The 16,443-nt window shown below is 62.1% G+C and carries 12 protein-coding genes; 6 read left to right on the top strand and 6 right to left on the bottom strand.

Going from position 1 to position 16,443, the window contains the following annotated elements; all coding sequences use genetic code 11:
* The 6 genes from L3J03_05825 to L3J03_05800 form a co-directional block, all read left to right on the top strand.
* Positions 1 to 916, top strand: a 916-nt coding sequence (locus L3J03_05825; protein MCF6290495.1) for a divergent polysaccharide deacetylase family protein, incomplete at its 5' end; no start/stop codon positions are given.
* Between the two features lie 107 nt (positions 917 to 1,023).
* On the top strand, positions 1,024 to 2,427 hold the full coding sequence (locus tag L3J03_05820; protein MCF6290494.1) for a DNA polymerase III subunit delta: 1,404 nt from the start codon (positions 1,024 to 1,026) through the stop codon (positions 2,425 to 2,427).
* Positions 2,428 to 2,576: 149 nt separating this feature from the next.
* Positions 2,577 to 2,891, top strand: a complete 315-nt coding sequence (gene clpS, locus L3J03_05815) for an ATP-dependent Clp protease adapter ClpS (protein ID MCF6290493.1) — start codon at positions 2,577 to 2,579, stop codon at positions 2,889 to 2,891.
* A gap of 76 nt (positions 2,892 to 2,967) precedes the next feature.
* Positions 2,968 to 5,232: an ATP-dependent Clp protease ATP-binding subunit ClpA gene (gene clpA, locus L3J03_05810; protein MCF6290492.1), complete on the top strand. Its 2,265-nt coding sequence runs from the start codon at positions 2,968 to 2,970 to the stop codon at positions 5,230 to 5,232.
* 323 nt (positions 5,233 to 5,555) lie between these two features.
* Positions 5,556 to 6,851, top strand: a complete 1,296-nt coding sequence (gene thiC / locus L3J03_05805; GenBank protein MCF6290491.1) for a phosphomethylpyrimidine synthase ThiC — start codon at positions 5,556 to 5,558, stop codon at positions 6,849 to 6,851.
* Between the two features lie 21 nt (positions 6,852 to 6,872).
* Positions 6,873 to 7,205, top strand: a complete 333-nt coding sequence (locus tag L3J03_05800; protein MCF6290490.1) for a hypothetical protein — start codon at positions 6,873 to 6,875, stop codon at positions 7,203 to 7,205.
* A 118-nt stretch (positions 7,206 to 7,323) separates the two neighbouring features.
* On the opposite strand, the gene rsmG is transcribed toward L3J03_05800, so the two are convergent.
* From rsmG to L3J03_05770, 6 genes are all read right to left on the bottom strand, one after another.
* Positions 7,324 to 8,037 carry a 16S rRNA (guanine(527)-N(7))-methyltransferase RsmG gene (rsmG, locus tag L3J03_05795; protein MCF6290489.1) on the bottom strand — a complete coding sequence of 238 codons (714 nt, stop codon included), beginning with the start codon at positions 8,035 to 8,037 and terminating at the stop codon, positions 7,324 to 7,326.
* Positions 8,038 to 8,045: 8 nt separating this feature from the next.
* Positions 8,046 to 9,356, bottom strand: coding sequence for a histidinol dehydrogenase (gene hisD / locus L3J03_05790; protein ID MCF6290488.1), 1,311 nt, complete (start codon positions 9,354 to 9,356; stop codon positions 8,046 to 8,048).
* 134 nt (positions 9,357 to 9,490) lie between these two features.
* On the bottom strand, positions 9,491 to 11,158 hold the full coding sequence (locus L3J03_05785) for an NAD+ synthase (protein ID MCF6290487.1): 1,668 nt from the start codon (positions 11,156 to 11,158) through the stop codon (positions 9,491 to 9,493).
* Between the two features lie 203 nt (positions 11,159 to 11,361).
* Entirely contained in the window at positions 11,362 to 13,002 is a 1,641-nt protein-coding gene (locus tag L3J03_05780) for a glucose-6-phosphate isomerase (GenBank protein ID MCF6290486.1), read from the bottom strand.
* Between the two features lie 40 nt (positions 13,003 to 13,042).
* Complete coding sequence (gene rpe, locus L3J03_05775; GenBank protein MCF6290485.1) at positions 13,043 to 13,717, bottom strand: ribulose-phosphate 3-epimerase; 675 nt, start codon at positions 13,715 to 13,717, stop codon at positions 13,043 to 13,045.
* Positions 13,718 to 13,746: 29 nt separating this feature from the next.
* Positions 13,747 to 16,440 (bottom strand): insulinase family protein, encoded by a 2,694-nt coding sequence (locus L3J03_05770; GenBank protein MCF6290484.1) that lies wholly within the window; start codon positions 16,438 to 16,440, stop codon positions 13,747 to 13,749.
* Between the last annotated feature and the right edge of the window lie 3 nt (positions 16,441 to 16,443).

Here is a 16,443-nt window from a genome sequence, read left to right as displayed (position 1 = left end):
AAAGAAAAAAAAACCCATCCGCGTTCTTTTCAATAAGGCCTGGCTGGCGCCGGCATTATTCGTCCTACTGGCCACGGTCACCCTGGCGGTCACCGGCTATGTTATCTTTCTCCGCACTCCTCCGGCAACCAGAACACCGGGCCCGTCTCCCCCGGCCCGATCATTGCCGGTTCTGCGCCCGGCGGCGGTGAAGATCACGCCATCGCCGGACTCCGCCGAATCCCCGGCCCCGCCTTCCCGGGCCGGGTCGATGCCTGAAAAACCACGGCTGGCGATCATCATCGATGACATGGGGTTCCACCGCAGGCTTGACAACCAGTTTCTGGACCTTGACAGCAACCTGTCCTTCTCCTTTCTTCCCTTTGGCCCCTTTACGACCGTCACGGCCCGGAAGGCCCATGACCTGGGCCGCGACGTACTCCTCCACCTGCCCATGGAACCGTCCGACCACAAATGGGATCCAGGTCCGGGCGCCCTGCTGCTGAAGATGTCCACAAAAGAGCTTGAGCAGAACCTGGACGCCGATCTGGCCTGGGTCCCCACCGCCATCGGGGTCAACAACCACATGGGCTCCCGCTTCAGTGAAGACCCGGAAGCCATGACCGCCCTGCTGACCATGCTCAAGCAGAGAAACCTTTTTTTTATCGACAGCCTCACCTCGGCCAACAGCACGGGCGCCGGCCTGGCCGTGGCCATGGGGATCAAGACCGCCCGCCGGCATATCTTCCTTGACAATGTCCAGGACAGGACAAAGATCATGGTCCAGCTTGAGGCACTGGTGGCCCATGCGGAAAAATATGGCCGGGCCGTGGGCATCGGCCACCCCTATCCCGCCACCCTCGCCGCCCTGCGCGAATTCCAGGACCAGCTGGCCGACCGGGTAACCCTGGTTGGCATTCACGAGATGTTGTATTAAGATCAGGTAATGGTTAAATGTAAAATGCAAGATGTGAAATGACTATAAAACGTTGATACAATTAATAAATAACTTTTCACAATTCACAGTTTCACTGTCCGCAGACCATGCCGGTTTACAAACGCAACGATCTGGCCAAACTCTATAACAGTGTAACCAGGGGCGACATTGCCCAGTTCTACCTGGTTTTCGGGGAGCGTTATCTCTGTCGTCAGGCAATCGGCGAACTGGTCGACCGGCTGCTTCCCGACCCGAAAACCCACCGGAATCAGATCCACCACATCGACGGCGATCAGGAGGATTTCAGCAAGACCCTGAACCTGATCCGCACCTACAGCCTGTTCCCGGGCCGGCGCCTCTTCCGGGTCATTGACTCGAAACTGTTTTTTTCAAAAGGGGTGGCCAGGACCCTGTGGGACAAGGCGGCCAAGGCAATGGCGGCCAAGCAACCGGACAAGGCCGGCCGCTATCTCGGGCAGATGCTGGAATCGGCCGGCCCTGCCGCGGTAAAGCTTGATCAGCGGGAGATCGGCGCCCTTGCCGCGGCCCGCTGGAAGAACCTGTTCGGATTTGCCAAACCCAAGGCCGATCTCGCCTGGGTCAAGGAACTGCCGGAACGTAAAGCCGCAAAGGCCGAACAGGTCCAGGTGGCCGGGGGTGATGCGGCCGATCTTTTCATCAATGCCTTTACCGCCGGAATTCCCACGGATAACATCCTGATCCTGGCCGCCGAGGCGGTGGACAAACGTAAGCGGCTCTATAAATTTGTCGAACAACAGGGGGTGGTCATCGACCTGGCGGTGGACAGCGGCGGCAGCAGCGCGGCGCGCAAAAACCAGGAAGCAGTGATCAAGGAACTGGTCCGGAACACCCTGGCCGGGTTTGACAAGAAACTCGCCCCCCGGGCCGAGGCGATTCTCCTTGAACGGGTGGGGTTCCATCCGGTGGCCGCGGTGCTGGAGACCGAGAAGCTGGCCCTGTCGGTGGGCAAGGCAACCACCATCACCCCGGCTGACGTGGATGCGGTGATCGGCCGGACCCGGGAGGAGGCCCTGTATGAACTCACCGATGCCTTTACCCGGCAGCAGTTGGACCGGGCCCTGCTCATCGCGGCCCGGCTCCAGGAAAACGGGATTCATGCCCTGGTCATCCTGGCCACCCTGCGCAACCATATCAGAAAACTCCTGCTCCTCCGCTCGTTTCAAGAGGCGGCCGAGCCCCGCTACTCCAGGGGCATGTCGTTTCCCGCCTTTCAGCGCGACTATTTACCCAACCTCAAAACCGTGCGCAACGACTGGGACTCGCTCTGGCAGGGCCATCCCTATGCCCTGTACATGCAGTTTCTCCAGGCGGAAAAATTCAGCCGGCCCTTGCTCCAGTCGGCGCTCCGCCGACTGCTCGAGGCCGAATACCGCCTCAAGGGCTCGGCCGTGCCCGGGCCGCTTATCCTGGAGAACCTGTTGCTGGCCCTGATCCGGCCGCCGGCAGAGGCAAGGCGCCCGTCCGTGTAAAAAAATCTCTTAAAACCAATGGCAATCCGTCGGGCCAGTGATTACAATTTATATGATCTGGTCCAGACAGGATCCTGAATACCAACGCTGCGGCGGCCTTGTTTAGGCGGCGGCGCATACCGTTCCCCACGCAAACTTTTCTCAAAAAAATGGGCAGAACAAACCCTGAATTCGAAGGTTGGGTCGTAACCGAAAAAAAGCAGGACGTGGCCGAGCCGCCGCTGTACAAGGTACTCCTCCACAATGACGACTACACCGCCATGGAGTTCGTGGTGATCATCCTTGAAAAGATCTTCCGGAAATCAACGGCCGAGGCCACCAGGATCATGCTCAACGTACACCAGCAGGGAATCGGGGTGGCCGGGGTCTACACCCGGGAGGTGGCGGAAACCAAGGTCGCGGTGGTCCACGAACTGGCCCGCCAGAACGAATATCCGCTCAAATGCAGCATGGAGAAAGTATGAGTTCCCTGCCGCCCACCACGGGGAATAAAAAGTAAAAGACCCGCTTGCGCAGCAACAGGGAGGAGACACGAGCCTTATGTTTAATCGTAAACTGGAGATGGCCCTGGTTATGGCCATCCGCGAGGCCAAGACCCACAGCCACGAATTCGTCACCGTGGAGCACATGCTCTACGGACTGCTCCGGGACCGGCTCGCCGTCCGGATCATCACCAACTGCGGCGGCAGTGTCGACAACCTCAAAAAACGGCTTGAAGACTTTTTTGCCGGCGAACTGCCGATCATCAGGACCCCGGCCGACCGGGAGCCGTCCCAGACCATCGGCTTCAACCGGGTCCTGCAACGGGCCATCGGCCATGTACGGAACTGCGGCAAGCAGGAGGTGGATGCCGGCGATGTCCTGGTGGCGATCTTTTCCGAGCCTGATTCCCACGCCGTCTACTTTCTCCAGTCCGAGGGGCTGCACCGGATGAACGTGGTGGAGCAGATCTCCCACGGCCCGGCCGACGGCGACGAAAAGACACCGGAAACCAAGCCTGAAGAAAAAAACCCGGTTGACGCCACCCTGGCAAAGTACACGGTGAACTTTGCCAGCCGGGCGGCCCAGGGCCTGATCGACCCCCTGATCGGCCGCCGGCCCGAACTGGAGCGGATGATGCAGGTACTCTGCCGGCGGCGCAAGAACAACCCGCTGCTGGTGGGTGAACCAGGGGTGGGCAAGACCGCCCTGGCCGAGGGGTTGGCCCTCAGGATCCACGATAACCTGGTGCCGGAACTGTTGCGCCGGGCGGAGATCCACCTGCTGGAGATGGGCAGCCTGCTCGCCGGGACCAAGTATCGCGGTGATTTCGAACAGCGGCTCAAGGCGGTGATCACCGCCATTGAGAAAAAGGAGAACGCCATCCTTTTTATTGACGAAATCCACACCGTGGTGGGGGCCGGCGCCACTGGCGGCGGCAGCATGGACGCCTCCAATCTGCTCAAGCCGGCCCTGCAGTCGGGAATACTCCGCTGCATCGGCTCCACCACCTACGAGGAGTTCAAAAACCATATTGAAAAGGACCGGGCCCTGGCCCGGCGCTTCCAGAAAATCGATGTCAGCGAGCCGTCGGAGGCTGAGACCATTGCAATCCTGCGCGGGCTCAAGTCCCGTTACGAGGAACACCACGGGATCAGCTATTCCCGGGCAGCACTCAAGGCCACCGCCGAACTGGCCGGCCGCTACCTGAACGACCGTTTCCTGCCGGACAAGGCAATCGACGTGCTCGACGAGGTCGGCGCCGCCTTCCGGCTCAAGGAGCACGCCAAGGGCCGCAAAAAACGGATAATCACCGTGCGCGACGTGGAGGCGGTGGTATCCAGGATGGCCCGGGTACCGGCCACCACCAGTACCGGCGGCGAGATCAGCCGGCTCAAAAACCTGGCCACCGTGCTCAAGACGGTGATCTTCGGCCAGGACCAGGCGGTGGCGGCCCTGGTCAGCGCGGTAAAACGGTCCCGGGCCGGGCTGGGTCATCCTGGTTCGCCCACCGGCTCCTTTCTCTTTGCCGGGCCCACCGGGGTGGGCAAGACCGAGGTGGCCCGCCAGTTAAGCGCGGCCCTGTCAATCCACTTCGAGCGTTTCGACATGAGTGAATACATGGAGAAACATGCGGTGGCCCGGCTGATCGGCGCCCCTCCGGGATATGTCGGCTTTGACCAGGGCGGGCTGCTCACCGATGCCATCCGCAAGCATCCCTACTGCGTCCTGCTGCTGGATGAGATCGAAAAGGCCCATCCGGACGTGTTCAGCATCCTGCTCCAGGTGATGGACCACTCGACCCTTACCGATAATGCCGGCCGCCGGGCCGATTTCCGCAACGTTATCCTGATCATGACCACCAACGCCGGGGCCCGGGAACTGGGCGAGCGGCCGATCGGTTTCATGGGCAGCACCCAGAAAGGCAAGGACCAGAAGGCGATCCGCCGCCTCTTCTCCCCGGAGTTCCGCAACCGGCTCGATGCGATCGTCTCGTTTAACGCCCTCTCGATGGAGGTCACCAAGAGGATCGTCGACAAGATGGTGGTGGAGTTGGAACTCCAGCTGGCCGAGAAAAAGGTGACCATCCAGCTCAGCGACCAGGCCCGCACCTGGCTGGCAAAAAAGGGCTATCAACCCGAGTTCGGGGCCCGGCCCCTGCGCCGGCTGATCATGAAGGAGATCGGCGACACCCTTACCGAGGAAATCCTGTTCGGCCGGCTCACCCGGGGCGGCGAGGTGCGGGTGGGTCTTAAAGGCGACCAATTGACCTTCACCTTTAAGGAACCGGCCGCCGGCCGGACCAGGACAGCCGTGCCCGCCTGAGCCGGGCGTCACTCTCTTTCCTTCCGGCCGCGCCATCCGGGCTTGACCCGGGGGGACGCGCTTTTCGTAGCCGGCCCTGGTTTGGACCTATTACCTTGACATGCGGGCCAGGCCACTGGTATCCTCTGGGATTCTAAAAAACAGGTTGCCGCAACGAACCCTGGTTATACCTTCTATATAAAAATCCCGGCCCGGTTTACCCCGCACCGGGACACCCGGCAACGTTCAGCAGATAACCCGGCGCAACCCCCTTCTTCCGACCTCCCTTATTGAGATCAGCCGAAGCGGCTGGTTGCCGCAGACCACATTGTGGAGAAAGATTGATGAGCATACGTGAAGATGCCGTAAACCAGGAACAGACCCCCCTTTTCACCTCCTGCGCCGAACATGAGGGGATCGATCCCCAGACCCTGATGGCCGGGGTGGCAGCCGGCACCATCGCCATTCCCAGAAACAAACACCATAACTTTGAAAAGATCATGGCCATCGGCAAGGGGCTGGCCACCAAGATCAACGCCAATATCGGCTCGTCCAAGGATTTTCCCGAGCTGGAGCGGGAGATGCAGAAACTATGCGTTGCGGTCAAGGCGGGCGCCGATACCCTGATGGATCTGAGCATGGGCGGCGACCTGGACGCGGTGCGCCGGGGGATCCTGGCCAACTGTCCGGTGCCCCTGGGCACGGTGCCCATCTACCAGGCGGTTGCCGAGACCGTGGAAGAGCAGAAAAAACAGATCGCCGACGTCAGGGTGGACCACATCTTCAAGACCATTGAGAAACAGGCCATCGACGGGGTGGACTTCATGACCATCCACTGCGGGATCACCCGCAACACCCTGGAGCGGTTCAAGAGCCAGAAACGGCTGCTGGGCGTGGTCAGCCGCGGCGGATCGTTTACCATTGACTGGATGACCAGGAACAACAAGGAGAACCCGCTGTTCGAGCAGTTCGACGACCTGCTCGCCATCCTCAAGGAACATGAGGTGACCCTGAGCCTGGGCGACGGCATCCGGCCCGGCTGCCTGGCCGATGCCACCGACCGCAACCAGATCCAGGAGTTGATCCACCTGGGCGAGTTGACCGAACGGGCGTGGGACGCCGGGGTTCAGGTGATCATCGAGGGGCCCGGCCACATGCCGATGGACCAGATCGAGGCCAATGTCCTGCTCCAGAAAAAGCTCTGCAAGAACGCCCCGTTCTATGTGCTCGGCCCGCTGGTCACCGACATCGCCCCGGGCTACGATCATATCACCGGCGCCATCGGCGGCGCCATTGCCGCGGCGGCCGGGGCTGACTACCTCTGCTACGTCACCCCGGCCGAGCACCTCAAGCTGCCCAATCCCGACGATGTGCGCGAGGGGGTGATCGCCTCCAGGATCGCCGCCCATGCGGCTGATATCGTCAAGGGGGTGGCCGGCGCCCTTGACCGGGACATCGCCATGGCCAAAAAACGCAACAACCTTGACTGGAAGGGCCAGATCGAGCTGTCCCTTGATCCGGAAAAGGCGGCCCGCTTCCGCCACGAGGGTGGTTCCGACAAAGGGCCCACCTGTAGTATGTGCGGCTCCTACTGCGCCATCCAGGTATTCAAGACATCCCAGAAACGGACCAAAAAATAACCAAAAAAGAGAGGGAACCGTATGTCTGGATTTATAACCAAAATCAGCGAGTGGTGGGCCTCGACCCAGGTGCCTTCCCAGATCAGCGAAATTGATTTAAGCGGGCTGTTCACCAATCCCTACTTCCTGGTTCCCTTTGTCTGCCTGGTGGGGTACCTGCTCTACCGGCAGTCCTTCAAGTACCTGATCCTGCTGGGCATTTTTATCGGCTGCTGGGCCTTCACCGGCACCCAGTACGTCCAGGAACTCTCCACCAACGACGGGGTGCAGCTCAACAAGGTCCTGCCCTTGGTGTTCGGCGCGGCCGGGGTCCTGGCAGTGGTGGTCTATATGTTCTTCGGCCGCTCCGACTAACCAGCATGGCTGGACCATGATTTTGGGGCCGCAGCCACAACCAACCATGAAAATCTCCCCGGACAGCGAGCTTCGTCCGGCACGACTTTCATATAAACCGTTTGAGCGTTTAAACCGTTTAAACGTTCGAACGGCTTGAACGGTTATTACCCCCTCCGAAAACCAGCAACAACCGCTGCCCCTTGGAAAAGGGGAGCTGCCAGGTGCGGCTGCTGATCAGGGGCCAGGCCGGGTTCTTGCCCAGGGAATCGAGTTCAGCCGTGCCGCGCGGGCCCTTCATGGCGATAATCCGGCCGGCCGGCCGGAGATAGGGGGCAACCAGGGCCAGAAAGGTGGCGAGATCGGCAAGGGCCCGGCTGGTGATCAGATCGAACCGCTGGCCGGCCAGGGGATCCGGTTCAGCTCCCTCTGCCAGCCGGACCCGCAGGACCTTGATCCCTTCAAGGCCCAGGGTGCGGATCAGATGGCGGAGAAAAAAGGCCCGCTTGCGCCGCGGCTCCACCAGGGTAACCACCAGCCCGGGCCAGGCAATCTTCAGAACCAATCCCGGGAAACCAGCGCCGCTGCCCACGTCGAGCAGACTCGGCCGCCGGTTATGCTCCTCCCGCAGGAGCGGCAGCAGGGTCAACGAATCAAGGAAATGCTTTTCCAGGATCTCCGCCCTGGTTGCCTCCCGGGCCACCAGGTTGACCTTGCGGTTCCATTTCAACAACTCGTCACAGTAGAGCGATAACCGCTCCATTGCGGTGGGATCCGGCAGGCTGATGCCCATCCGGGCCAGCCCCTGCTCCAGGATTTTTTTCGCTTTTGCCTTTGCTTCCGCCGCAGTCATACTGGAATTCAGGACTTGTTCCCAAGCCGGATCGCCACCGAGCCGGCATGACCGCTCAACCCCTCCAGTTCGGCCAGTTCCTGGATCGCTGCTGCGTCGGCACGAAAGGCCGCCTGGTTATAGGCGATGATGCTGCTCTTCTTCAAAAAGGTCTCCACCCCCAGGGCCGATGAGTAGCGGGCCGTGCCCATGGTCGGCAGGACATGGTTGGGACCGGCCAGGTAATCGCCCACCGCTTCGGGCGAATAATTGCCCAGGAAGATGGCCCCGGCATGGCGGATCCGGTCGACGCAGGCCCAGGGGTCGGCAACCATGATCTCCAGATGTTCGGCAGCCAGCCGGTTGGCCAGTTCCAGGGCCTGGTCAAGATCGTCGGCCTCCAGGATCGCGCCCCGGGCCGCCAGCGAGGCCCGGGCGATCTCCTGCCGGCCGAGCCGGGGGAGTTGTTCCGCCAGGGCCGCCGCCACCCGGGCTCCCAGGGATGGCGCAATGGTGATCAGCATGGCCAGGGCCTGGGGATCATGTTCGGCCTGGGCCAGCATATCCGCGGCAATAAAGGCCGGATCAGCGGTTTCATCGGCCACGATCAGCACCTCGCTGGGCCCGGCGATCATATCGATCCGGACCATGCCGGCCACCTGGCGCTTGGCCTCGGTCACATATTGGTTGCCGGGCCCGACGATCACATCCACCCCGGCCACGGTCCCGGTGCCGTATGCCAGGGCGGCAACGGCCCAGGCGCTGCCCATCTTGTAGATCTCGCTGATCCCTATTTCCCGGGCCGCCACCAGCAGGGCCGGATTGATCCGGCCGTTCCGGTCCGGCGGGGTGACCATCACCCGGCGCGCCACCCCGGCGATCCCGGCCGGGATCCCGTTCATCAACACCGATGAGACCAGGGGGGTCTTGCCGCCCTGGCCGCCGGGCACATAGAGCCCGGCCGAATCCACCGCCCGGACCAGGCGGCCGGTCACCGCGCCGTCGGCCCGCTCAATGGTCCAGGACTCCTCCATCTCCCGCTGGTGGAAGGTCCGAATCCGCTCAATGGCAAGCCTTATGGTACTGCGCAACCGGTCGGACACCAGTTTATCGGCCTGGTCCAGTTCCTCCGGGGTGACCCTGAGTCCGGCCAACTGCATCTCCGGGGCGTCGAACCGGCGGATATAGGCCAGCAGGGCCTGGTCGCCATTGGTACGGATCGCCCGGATAATCTCATTCACCGCCTGTTGGCAGCCATCGTCGGCCAGACGGAACCGGCCAACAAGACGGGCGAGCAACTCTTGTCCTGCTTCGGAGTTAACGGCAACCGGGGTAATCATGGTTTTATTCCCTGCTACGGTTATTGGTTATTGGTTATTGGTTATTGGTTAAATGATTATAACATTCTGTTACCATTAACAAATAACTATTAACTATTTTTCACTGTCTTCTGCCCTCTGGCTTCTGATCCCTGTCACGCGCCTTCTAAATAATTCTGGGCCGTGGGATAGCGCCGTCCCTGGCCAAAGGCCTTGGTGGTCACCTTTAACACCGGCGGGGCCTGTTTGCGTTTGTACTCGTTGATCCGGATCCTGCGCACCACATCGGCCACCGTGGCCCGGTCAAAGCCCAGGGCCACGATCTCGTCCACCGAACGATCCTGCTCCAGATAGGCGGCCAGGATGGGATCAAGCACCGCATAGGGCGGCAGATCGTCCTCATCGCGCTGGTTCGGGGCCAGTTCGGCCGAGGGAGGTTTCGTTATGGTCCGGCCCGGGATCAACTCCTGGTCGCGGTTCACATAACCGGCCAGTTGGTAGACCAGCAACTTGGGCACATCACCGATCACCGCCAGGCCGCCGCTCATGTCACCGTACAGGGTGCAGTAGCCCACTGCCATCTCCGACTTGTTGCCGGTGGAGAGCAGGAGGTGGCCGAACTTGTTGGACAGCGCCATCAACAGGTTGCCGCGGATCCGGGCCTGGAGGTTCTGCTCGGTGACATCCGGGGCCCGGCCGGCAAAGAGCGGCGCCAGGGTCTGCCGCATCACGGAAAAAACCGGGGAGATCCGAACCAGCTCAAAGTTACAGCCCAGGTTGGCGGCCAGTGCCCGGGCATCCTCAATGGATTCCCTGGAGGTATAGGGCGACGGCAGGGCCACGCCGAGCACGTTTTCCGCACCCAGGGCCGCGCAGGCAATAACACAGGTCAGGGCCGAATCAATGCCGCCGCTCAATCCCAGCACCACCGAGGAAAAACCGCATTTGCCCACATAGTCCCGCACCCCCATGACCAGGGCCTCGAACACCGCCGCCACCTCGTCGCCGTTGTTGTCCGTTGATGCCGCGGCCAGTGGTTGCGACCCGGACCAGGCATCACTGTTCACCACCACCAGGTCTTCCTGGAACCGGGCCGCCCGGACGATGACCCGGCCGGCCGGATCCAGGACCCTGCTCCGGCCGTCAAAGAGCAGGTCGTCCTGGCCGCCGACCTGGTTGACATAGAGCAGGGGCAGGTTATACCTCTGGCAGAGCCTGCCGAATATCTCGTCTTTCAAGGCGTTCTTGCCCAGGTGAAAAGGCGAGGCCGAGAGGTTGATCAGACAGTTGAGCCCGGGTTCCGCGCCGGCCAGTTCAGCCACCGGGTCCAGTTCATACAGCCTGCGGTTAAAGATATCCTTGTCGTTCCAGACATCCTCGCAGATGGTCACTCCCAGGAAGAGCCCCTTGTAATGACAGACGGTGTTGACCGTGCCGGGACTGAAGTAGCGGCTCTCGTCAAACACGTCGTAGACCGGCAGCAGCTGTTTGCGGGCCGTGAACAGGATCTCGCCCTCTTCAAAAAGCACGGCGCTGTTGTGCAGCGGTTTGCCCGAGCCGTCGGCATGACGCTCCAGAATCCCGCAGAGTACCCCGATCCCGGATATATCTCTCATCAGCCGGCCAAGGGCCCGGTCATGGTCAACCAGAAACGAGGCGCGCTCCAGCAGATCCTGGGGCGGATAGCCGCACAGGGCCAACTCCGGGAAGACCACCAGTTCGCAGCCCTGGTCCCGGGCCCTTTCGGCCCAATGAACGATCCGGGCCCGGTTATGGGCAAAATCGCCGATCACCGGGTTGATTTGTGCCAGGCCTATTTTCACCGTTATGTCCTTGGACAGATGCCGACTTTAAAGGGGGCCGGCCCGGTACCGGAATGCGTATCCTGTTCCGCAGGAACCGAGCGGGCCAAGAAGACAGGCTTATTGCAGCATGCGGCAAGCACCTTAGCCAATAGTGCGCGAAAATTCAACGGGAGAACCAGCAGCCGCGCAGGCCTGTCCACTTGCCGCAAGGGGCGTTGCTGTCAGTGCTTCTCTTGCTTGTCGGCCAGCAGGCCGGCATTCCGGAGCAGGGCCAGATCCAGGGGGTCCTGGGCCGGATCAGTGGGCCGGCTCTCGCGCCTCCCGGCAAAATGATCGAGCAGCCGGTTGGCCAGCACCTTGCCCAGTTGCACCCCTTCCTGGTCAAAGGAATTGATGTTCCAGATAAACCCCTGGAACACAATCTTGGCCTCGTACAGGGCGAGCAGGGCCCCCATGCTGTAGGGGGTCAGCCGGTCGGCCCACAGGACGCTGTTGGGCCGATTGCCGGCAAAGACCTGGTTGGGGTTGTCGCTGGCCTGCCCAATGGCCAGGGCCAGGGACTGGGCCAGGAGATTGGCGAGCAGCTTCTCCTGGGAGGTGGTGGAGCGGACCAGCAGATCCTCCTGGTACTGGCTCCGGCGGAACCCGATGAACTCCACCGGCACCACGGTGGTACCCTGGTGGAGCAGTTGGTAAAAGGCATGCTGGCCGTTGGTGCCGGGCTCGCCCCAGAGAATCGGCCCGGTATGATGGGAGACCGGCTCGCCCTGCCGGGTCACCGACTTGCCGTTACTCTCCATATCGCATTGCTGGAGGTGGGCGGCAAAGCGGATCAGGGCCTGGCTGTAGGGAAGCACCGCCACGGTGTCATGGCCCAGGAAGTTGCGGTTCCAGATGCCGATCAGCGCCAGGAGCAGGGGCGGGTTATTGAGAATATTCTCCTCTTCCGCGACCAGATCCATGGCATGGGCCCCCCGGAGGATCTGCGCAAAGCCCTCGTAGCCCAGCTGGAAACCGAGCGCCACCGCGCCGACCATGGAGGTGGCGCTGTAGCGGCCGCCAATGGAATCAAATATATAAAAGGAGCGGAGATAGCGCTCCGGGTTATCCATGGGGCTGTCCTGGCCGGTGACCGCGACAAAATGTCGGCCCGGGTCCAGGCCGGCCCGGCTGAATGCGGTCCGCGCCAGCTCTTCGTTGGTCAGGGTCTCCAGGGTGGAACCGCTCTTGGAAACCACGTTGACCAGGGTGCGGGACAGGTCCAGCCCTTTGAGCAGCGAGGCCGCATCGTCGGGATCAACATTGGCGATAAAATGGACCCGCCGGCCGGGCAGTTGATAGGCGGCGAGCGCCAGGGCCAGGGCCCGCGGCCCCAGGTCCGAGCCGCCGATACCTATCTGGACCAGATCGGTAAAGGGTTGGCCCTGGGAATTGGTCAGCTCGGCGGAATCAAGCTCAGCCAGGAAGATTTTCAGCTTGGCCAGTTCCTGCCGGGCCCGGCCGCTGGCCGCCGGGGCCAGGGGCGGGTCGCTGAACAGGTCGCGGCAGGCGGTATGGAGTACCTGCCGCTCTTCACTGGCATACCCCTCGATCCGGTTGACCACCGCCCCCTTTTTCATCTCCAGGAAGCGGGCAACCGCCCCGCTTTGTTCGGCCAGCTGTTGCAGCCCGGCCAGCACCTCCCGGTCCAGCCGCTGCATCCCGTAATGGAGTTCGATACCAGCCCCGCGGCAGACAGAGGCGGCCAGCCGTTTTTCAGTGATCGCCCCGGGCCGGGTCAGGTCATAGGGCCGGGTCGCCAAGCGCTGCAAAACCTGATGGGCCGGCAGACGATCAAAATTCTTCCACTGGGCCATAACCATCTCTCCCTCCGGGTTTCCGGTTCCCGCTCATGGCGCCGGATCAATGCCCGTTGATAATGGCTTTCATCTCGGCAATCACCTTTCCGTAGTCCGGCCGGCCGAACACCGCTGAGCCGGCGACAAAGATATTGGCCCCGGCCGCGGCCACCGCGGCGATGGTGTCCGGGCCGATCCCGCCGTCCAGTTCAATGCCCGCCTCCAGGTTACGGGAGACGATCATCTCCCTGAGGCGCCGGACCTTGTCCACTGTGAAAGGGATAAAGGACTGGCCGCCGAACCCGGGATTGACGCTCATCAACATCACCAGGTCGACATCTCCGAGGATAAGGTCAAGGGTGGAAAGGGGGGTGGCCGGATTGAGCACCACCCCGGCCTTTTTGCCCAGTTCGCGGATCCTGGCCACGGTTCGATGCAAATGGCGGCAGACCTCCACATGCACGGTGATCCAGTCCGCCCCGGCCGCGGCAAAATCCTCCAGATAACGGTCCGGTTCCTCGATCATCAGGTGAACGTCCAGGGGCAGATCGGTGATCCTGCGGACCGCCTCGACCACCAGCGGCCCGATGGTGATATTGGGGACAAAATGGCCATCCATCACATCCACATGGATCACATCGGCGCCGGCCGCGGCCACGGCCCGAATCTCCTCGCCCAACCGGGCAAAGTCGGCAGAGAGAATCGACGGGGCAATCATGTTTTCTTGGCTGAGGTTCATTTCCGTATCCTTTACACAGGTTGTCGGATTCAGGGTTGGTCTCCCGGGGCCGGGCCGGCCCCCACTTCCACCAGCACATAATGTTCGGGCAGGATGTAGCGTTGCGCCACGGCCAGGACCGCGGCCCCATCCACTGCATTGATCCCGGCGATGTAGCGGTCACCGAAATCCTGTCCCAGTCCATAGGTCTCGTTCAAGGCGATTTCCAGGGCCTGGGCCGCGTGGGTCTGCAGGCCCAGCTGGTACTGGCTGATGAGAATGTTCTTGGCCCGGGCCAGTTCCGCCGCGCTGATCTCCTCCTGCCGGACCCGGCGAAGCTGCTGCCAGATTCCAGCCAGGGCCTGTTCCCGTTTTTCCGGGCTGGTGCCGAGATAGATGCCGAATGCCCCGGTATCCAGGCCCAGCATTGAAAAGGAAGAGAGGCTGTAGGCCAGGCTCTGTTTATCGCGTAACTCGGTGAACAGCCGGCCGCTCTGGCCGGAGAGAACGGTATCCAGCACCTCAAGGCTGAAACGGTCCGCACTGGCCAGGGTGGTGCCGACAAAACCGATGATCAGATGGAGCTGCTCCTTGTCCCGGTCGATAATAAAAGTCCTGGGTTGGGCCGGCGGCTCCGGGGTGAGCAGTTCCTCGCTGACCCCGGAGACCGCTTCCGGCTCCTCAGCCACCTTCCAGCCCCCGAACAGCCGGTTCACCTGGTCGTAAACCTCATCCGCCTTTACCGCGCCGGCAACGGTCAGCACCAGTTTGTCCGGCCGGGCATGCTCTTGATATATCTCCTGCAAGGCACTGACCGTATAGCCCCGCAGCACGGATTCGGAACCCAGCGAATTCAGGCCGTAGGGGTGGCTGTCAAAAAGAAGCCGGTTGAACTCGCGAAAGGCCAGGGCGGAGAGGGAATCTTCCTGTTGTTTAAGCTGGGCCAGCAACTCCGGCCGGATCAAGGCCGCCTCGCCTTGATCAAAGGCCGGGGAGATGAGCACGTCGCGGACCAGCGCCAGCCCGGGATCCGCGAACCGGGCGAGAAAATCCGCCTTGAGCCCAAAGGTATTCTTGCCGTTGAACCCTTCCAGGGAACCGGCCATGTCCGCCACTGCCACCGCAATCTCCCGGGCCGACATGCTGGCCGTTCCCTTGGGCAGCAGTTCGCTGATAAAGGCAAAGGCGCCGTTGCTGGCCGGGGTCTCGGCCCGCAGGCCGCCGGGGAACACCGCCCGGATGGCAATGGTGGCCACAATGGGATCTTCACGGACCAGCAGGGTGATTCCATTGTCCAGATGATAGCGGTGCAGCCCGCTCAAATAGCTGCCCGCCACCAGGGAAGGATCCTGCCTGGCCCTGGTCTCGGCCCGGGCAATGAGCAGGGCCAGGCCCTCATCGTCAAGGCTGAACCCGCTGCTCCGGGGCAGCAGGAACCCGGCGGTAAGCCGGCTTCCCCGCAGATATTTCCGCGCCACCCGGCTGATATCGTCCCGGGTCACCCCCCGTACCTTTTCCAGATACCCGTCCTCGCGGGGATCACCGGACAGAAACTCAAAGGAACCCAGGACCCTGGCCTGGCCCTCGACCCGCTCCAGGTTGAAAACAAAATCACCCTCCAGGCCGTGTTTGGCCCGTTTCAGTTCCTCCTCGCTGACCGGGGAATACTTGAGCCGGAACAGTTCAACCAGGGTTGACTCCAGGGCCGGCAGCAGCTTGTCGCGGTCCAGGACCGCGGTAACCTCCAGCATCCCCGGATCACGGGGGGTAAAGGCCGAGCCATTGATGGCCAGGACCAGCTGCTGCTCGTCGCGCAGGGCCCGGTACAGCCGCGAGGTCTCGCCCTGACCGACAATCCGGGCAAGCACGTCCAGCACCGGGGTATCCGGGTCGTCGAACCTGCTGATCGGAATGGCCAGGGCCATCTGCGGCTGATTGACCTCGGTCTTGATGGTGAAAAAACAGGGCCGCTGCCGGGGCGGCTCCAGGGCCCGGGGGGGGGACGGATACCGGCCCCGCTCCAGCCCGCCCATCTCCTCCTTGACCCGGGCGAGCACCGGACCGGCCTCCACATCGCCCACCACCACCACGGTGATGTCCTCGGGCTGGTAATGCCGGCCCAGGTAGGCAATGATATCATCCCGGGTCAGGGAGGAGATGGACTGCACGGTGCCGATCACCGGCCGCCGGTAAGGATGGACGCTGTAGGCCTTGGCCATCAACTCCTGGAACAGCATGATCTCGGGCCGGTCGTTGCGCATCCCCAGCTCTTCCAGGACCACCTTTTTCTCCCGCTCCAGCTCTTGGGGATCAAAGACCGAGTTGAATACCGCATCGGTCAACACCTCCAGGGCCAGTTGCCAGTGAATAGCCGCCAGGGTGGCATGGTAGACCGTATAGTCATAGGAGGTATAGGCATTGATCCGGCCGCCGACGCTCTCCACTGCCTCGGCCAGCTTGCCCGGCCCCCGGGTGGGGGTGCCCTTGAAGATCATATGTTCAATAAGGTGGGTGATCCCGGCCTCGCGCGGCTCCTCGTAAACACTGCCGGCCCTTACCCAGATCTGCACGGTGGCCACCCGGGTGCCGGGGGTCTCCTTGACCAGGGCGGTCAGGCCGTTATCAATGGTGGTCTTATAAAGATGCGGGGCCAGTTGCACGGCCCGGACTTCCTTGCTCTGCATGGTCAGCACCGCCAGGGTTATGAGAAAGAAAAGGACATAGTCCGCAGTTCTCGTTTGCATGGA

The organism is Desulfobacterales bacterium (assembly GCA_021647905.1).
Classification (GTDB): Bacteria; Desulfobacterota; Desulfobulbia; order Desulfobulbales; family BM004; genus JAKITW01.
The sequence above is the reverse complement of the archived record's forward strand: the minus strand, read 5'-3'. Positions and strand labels throughout refer to the sequence as shown.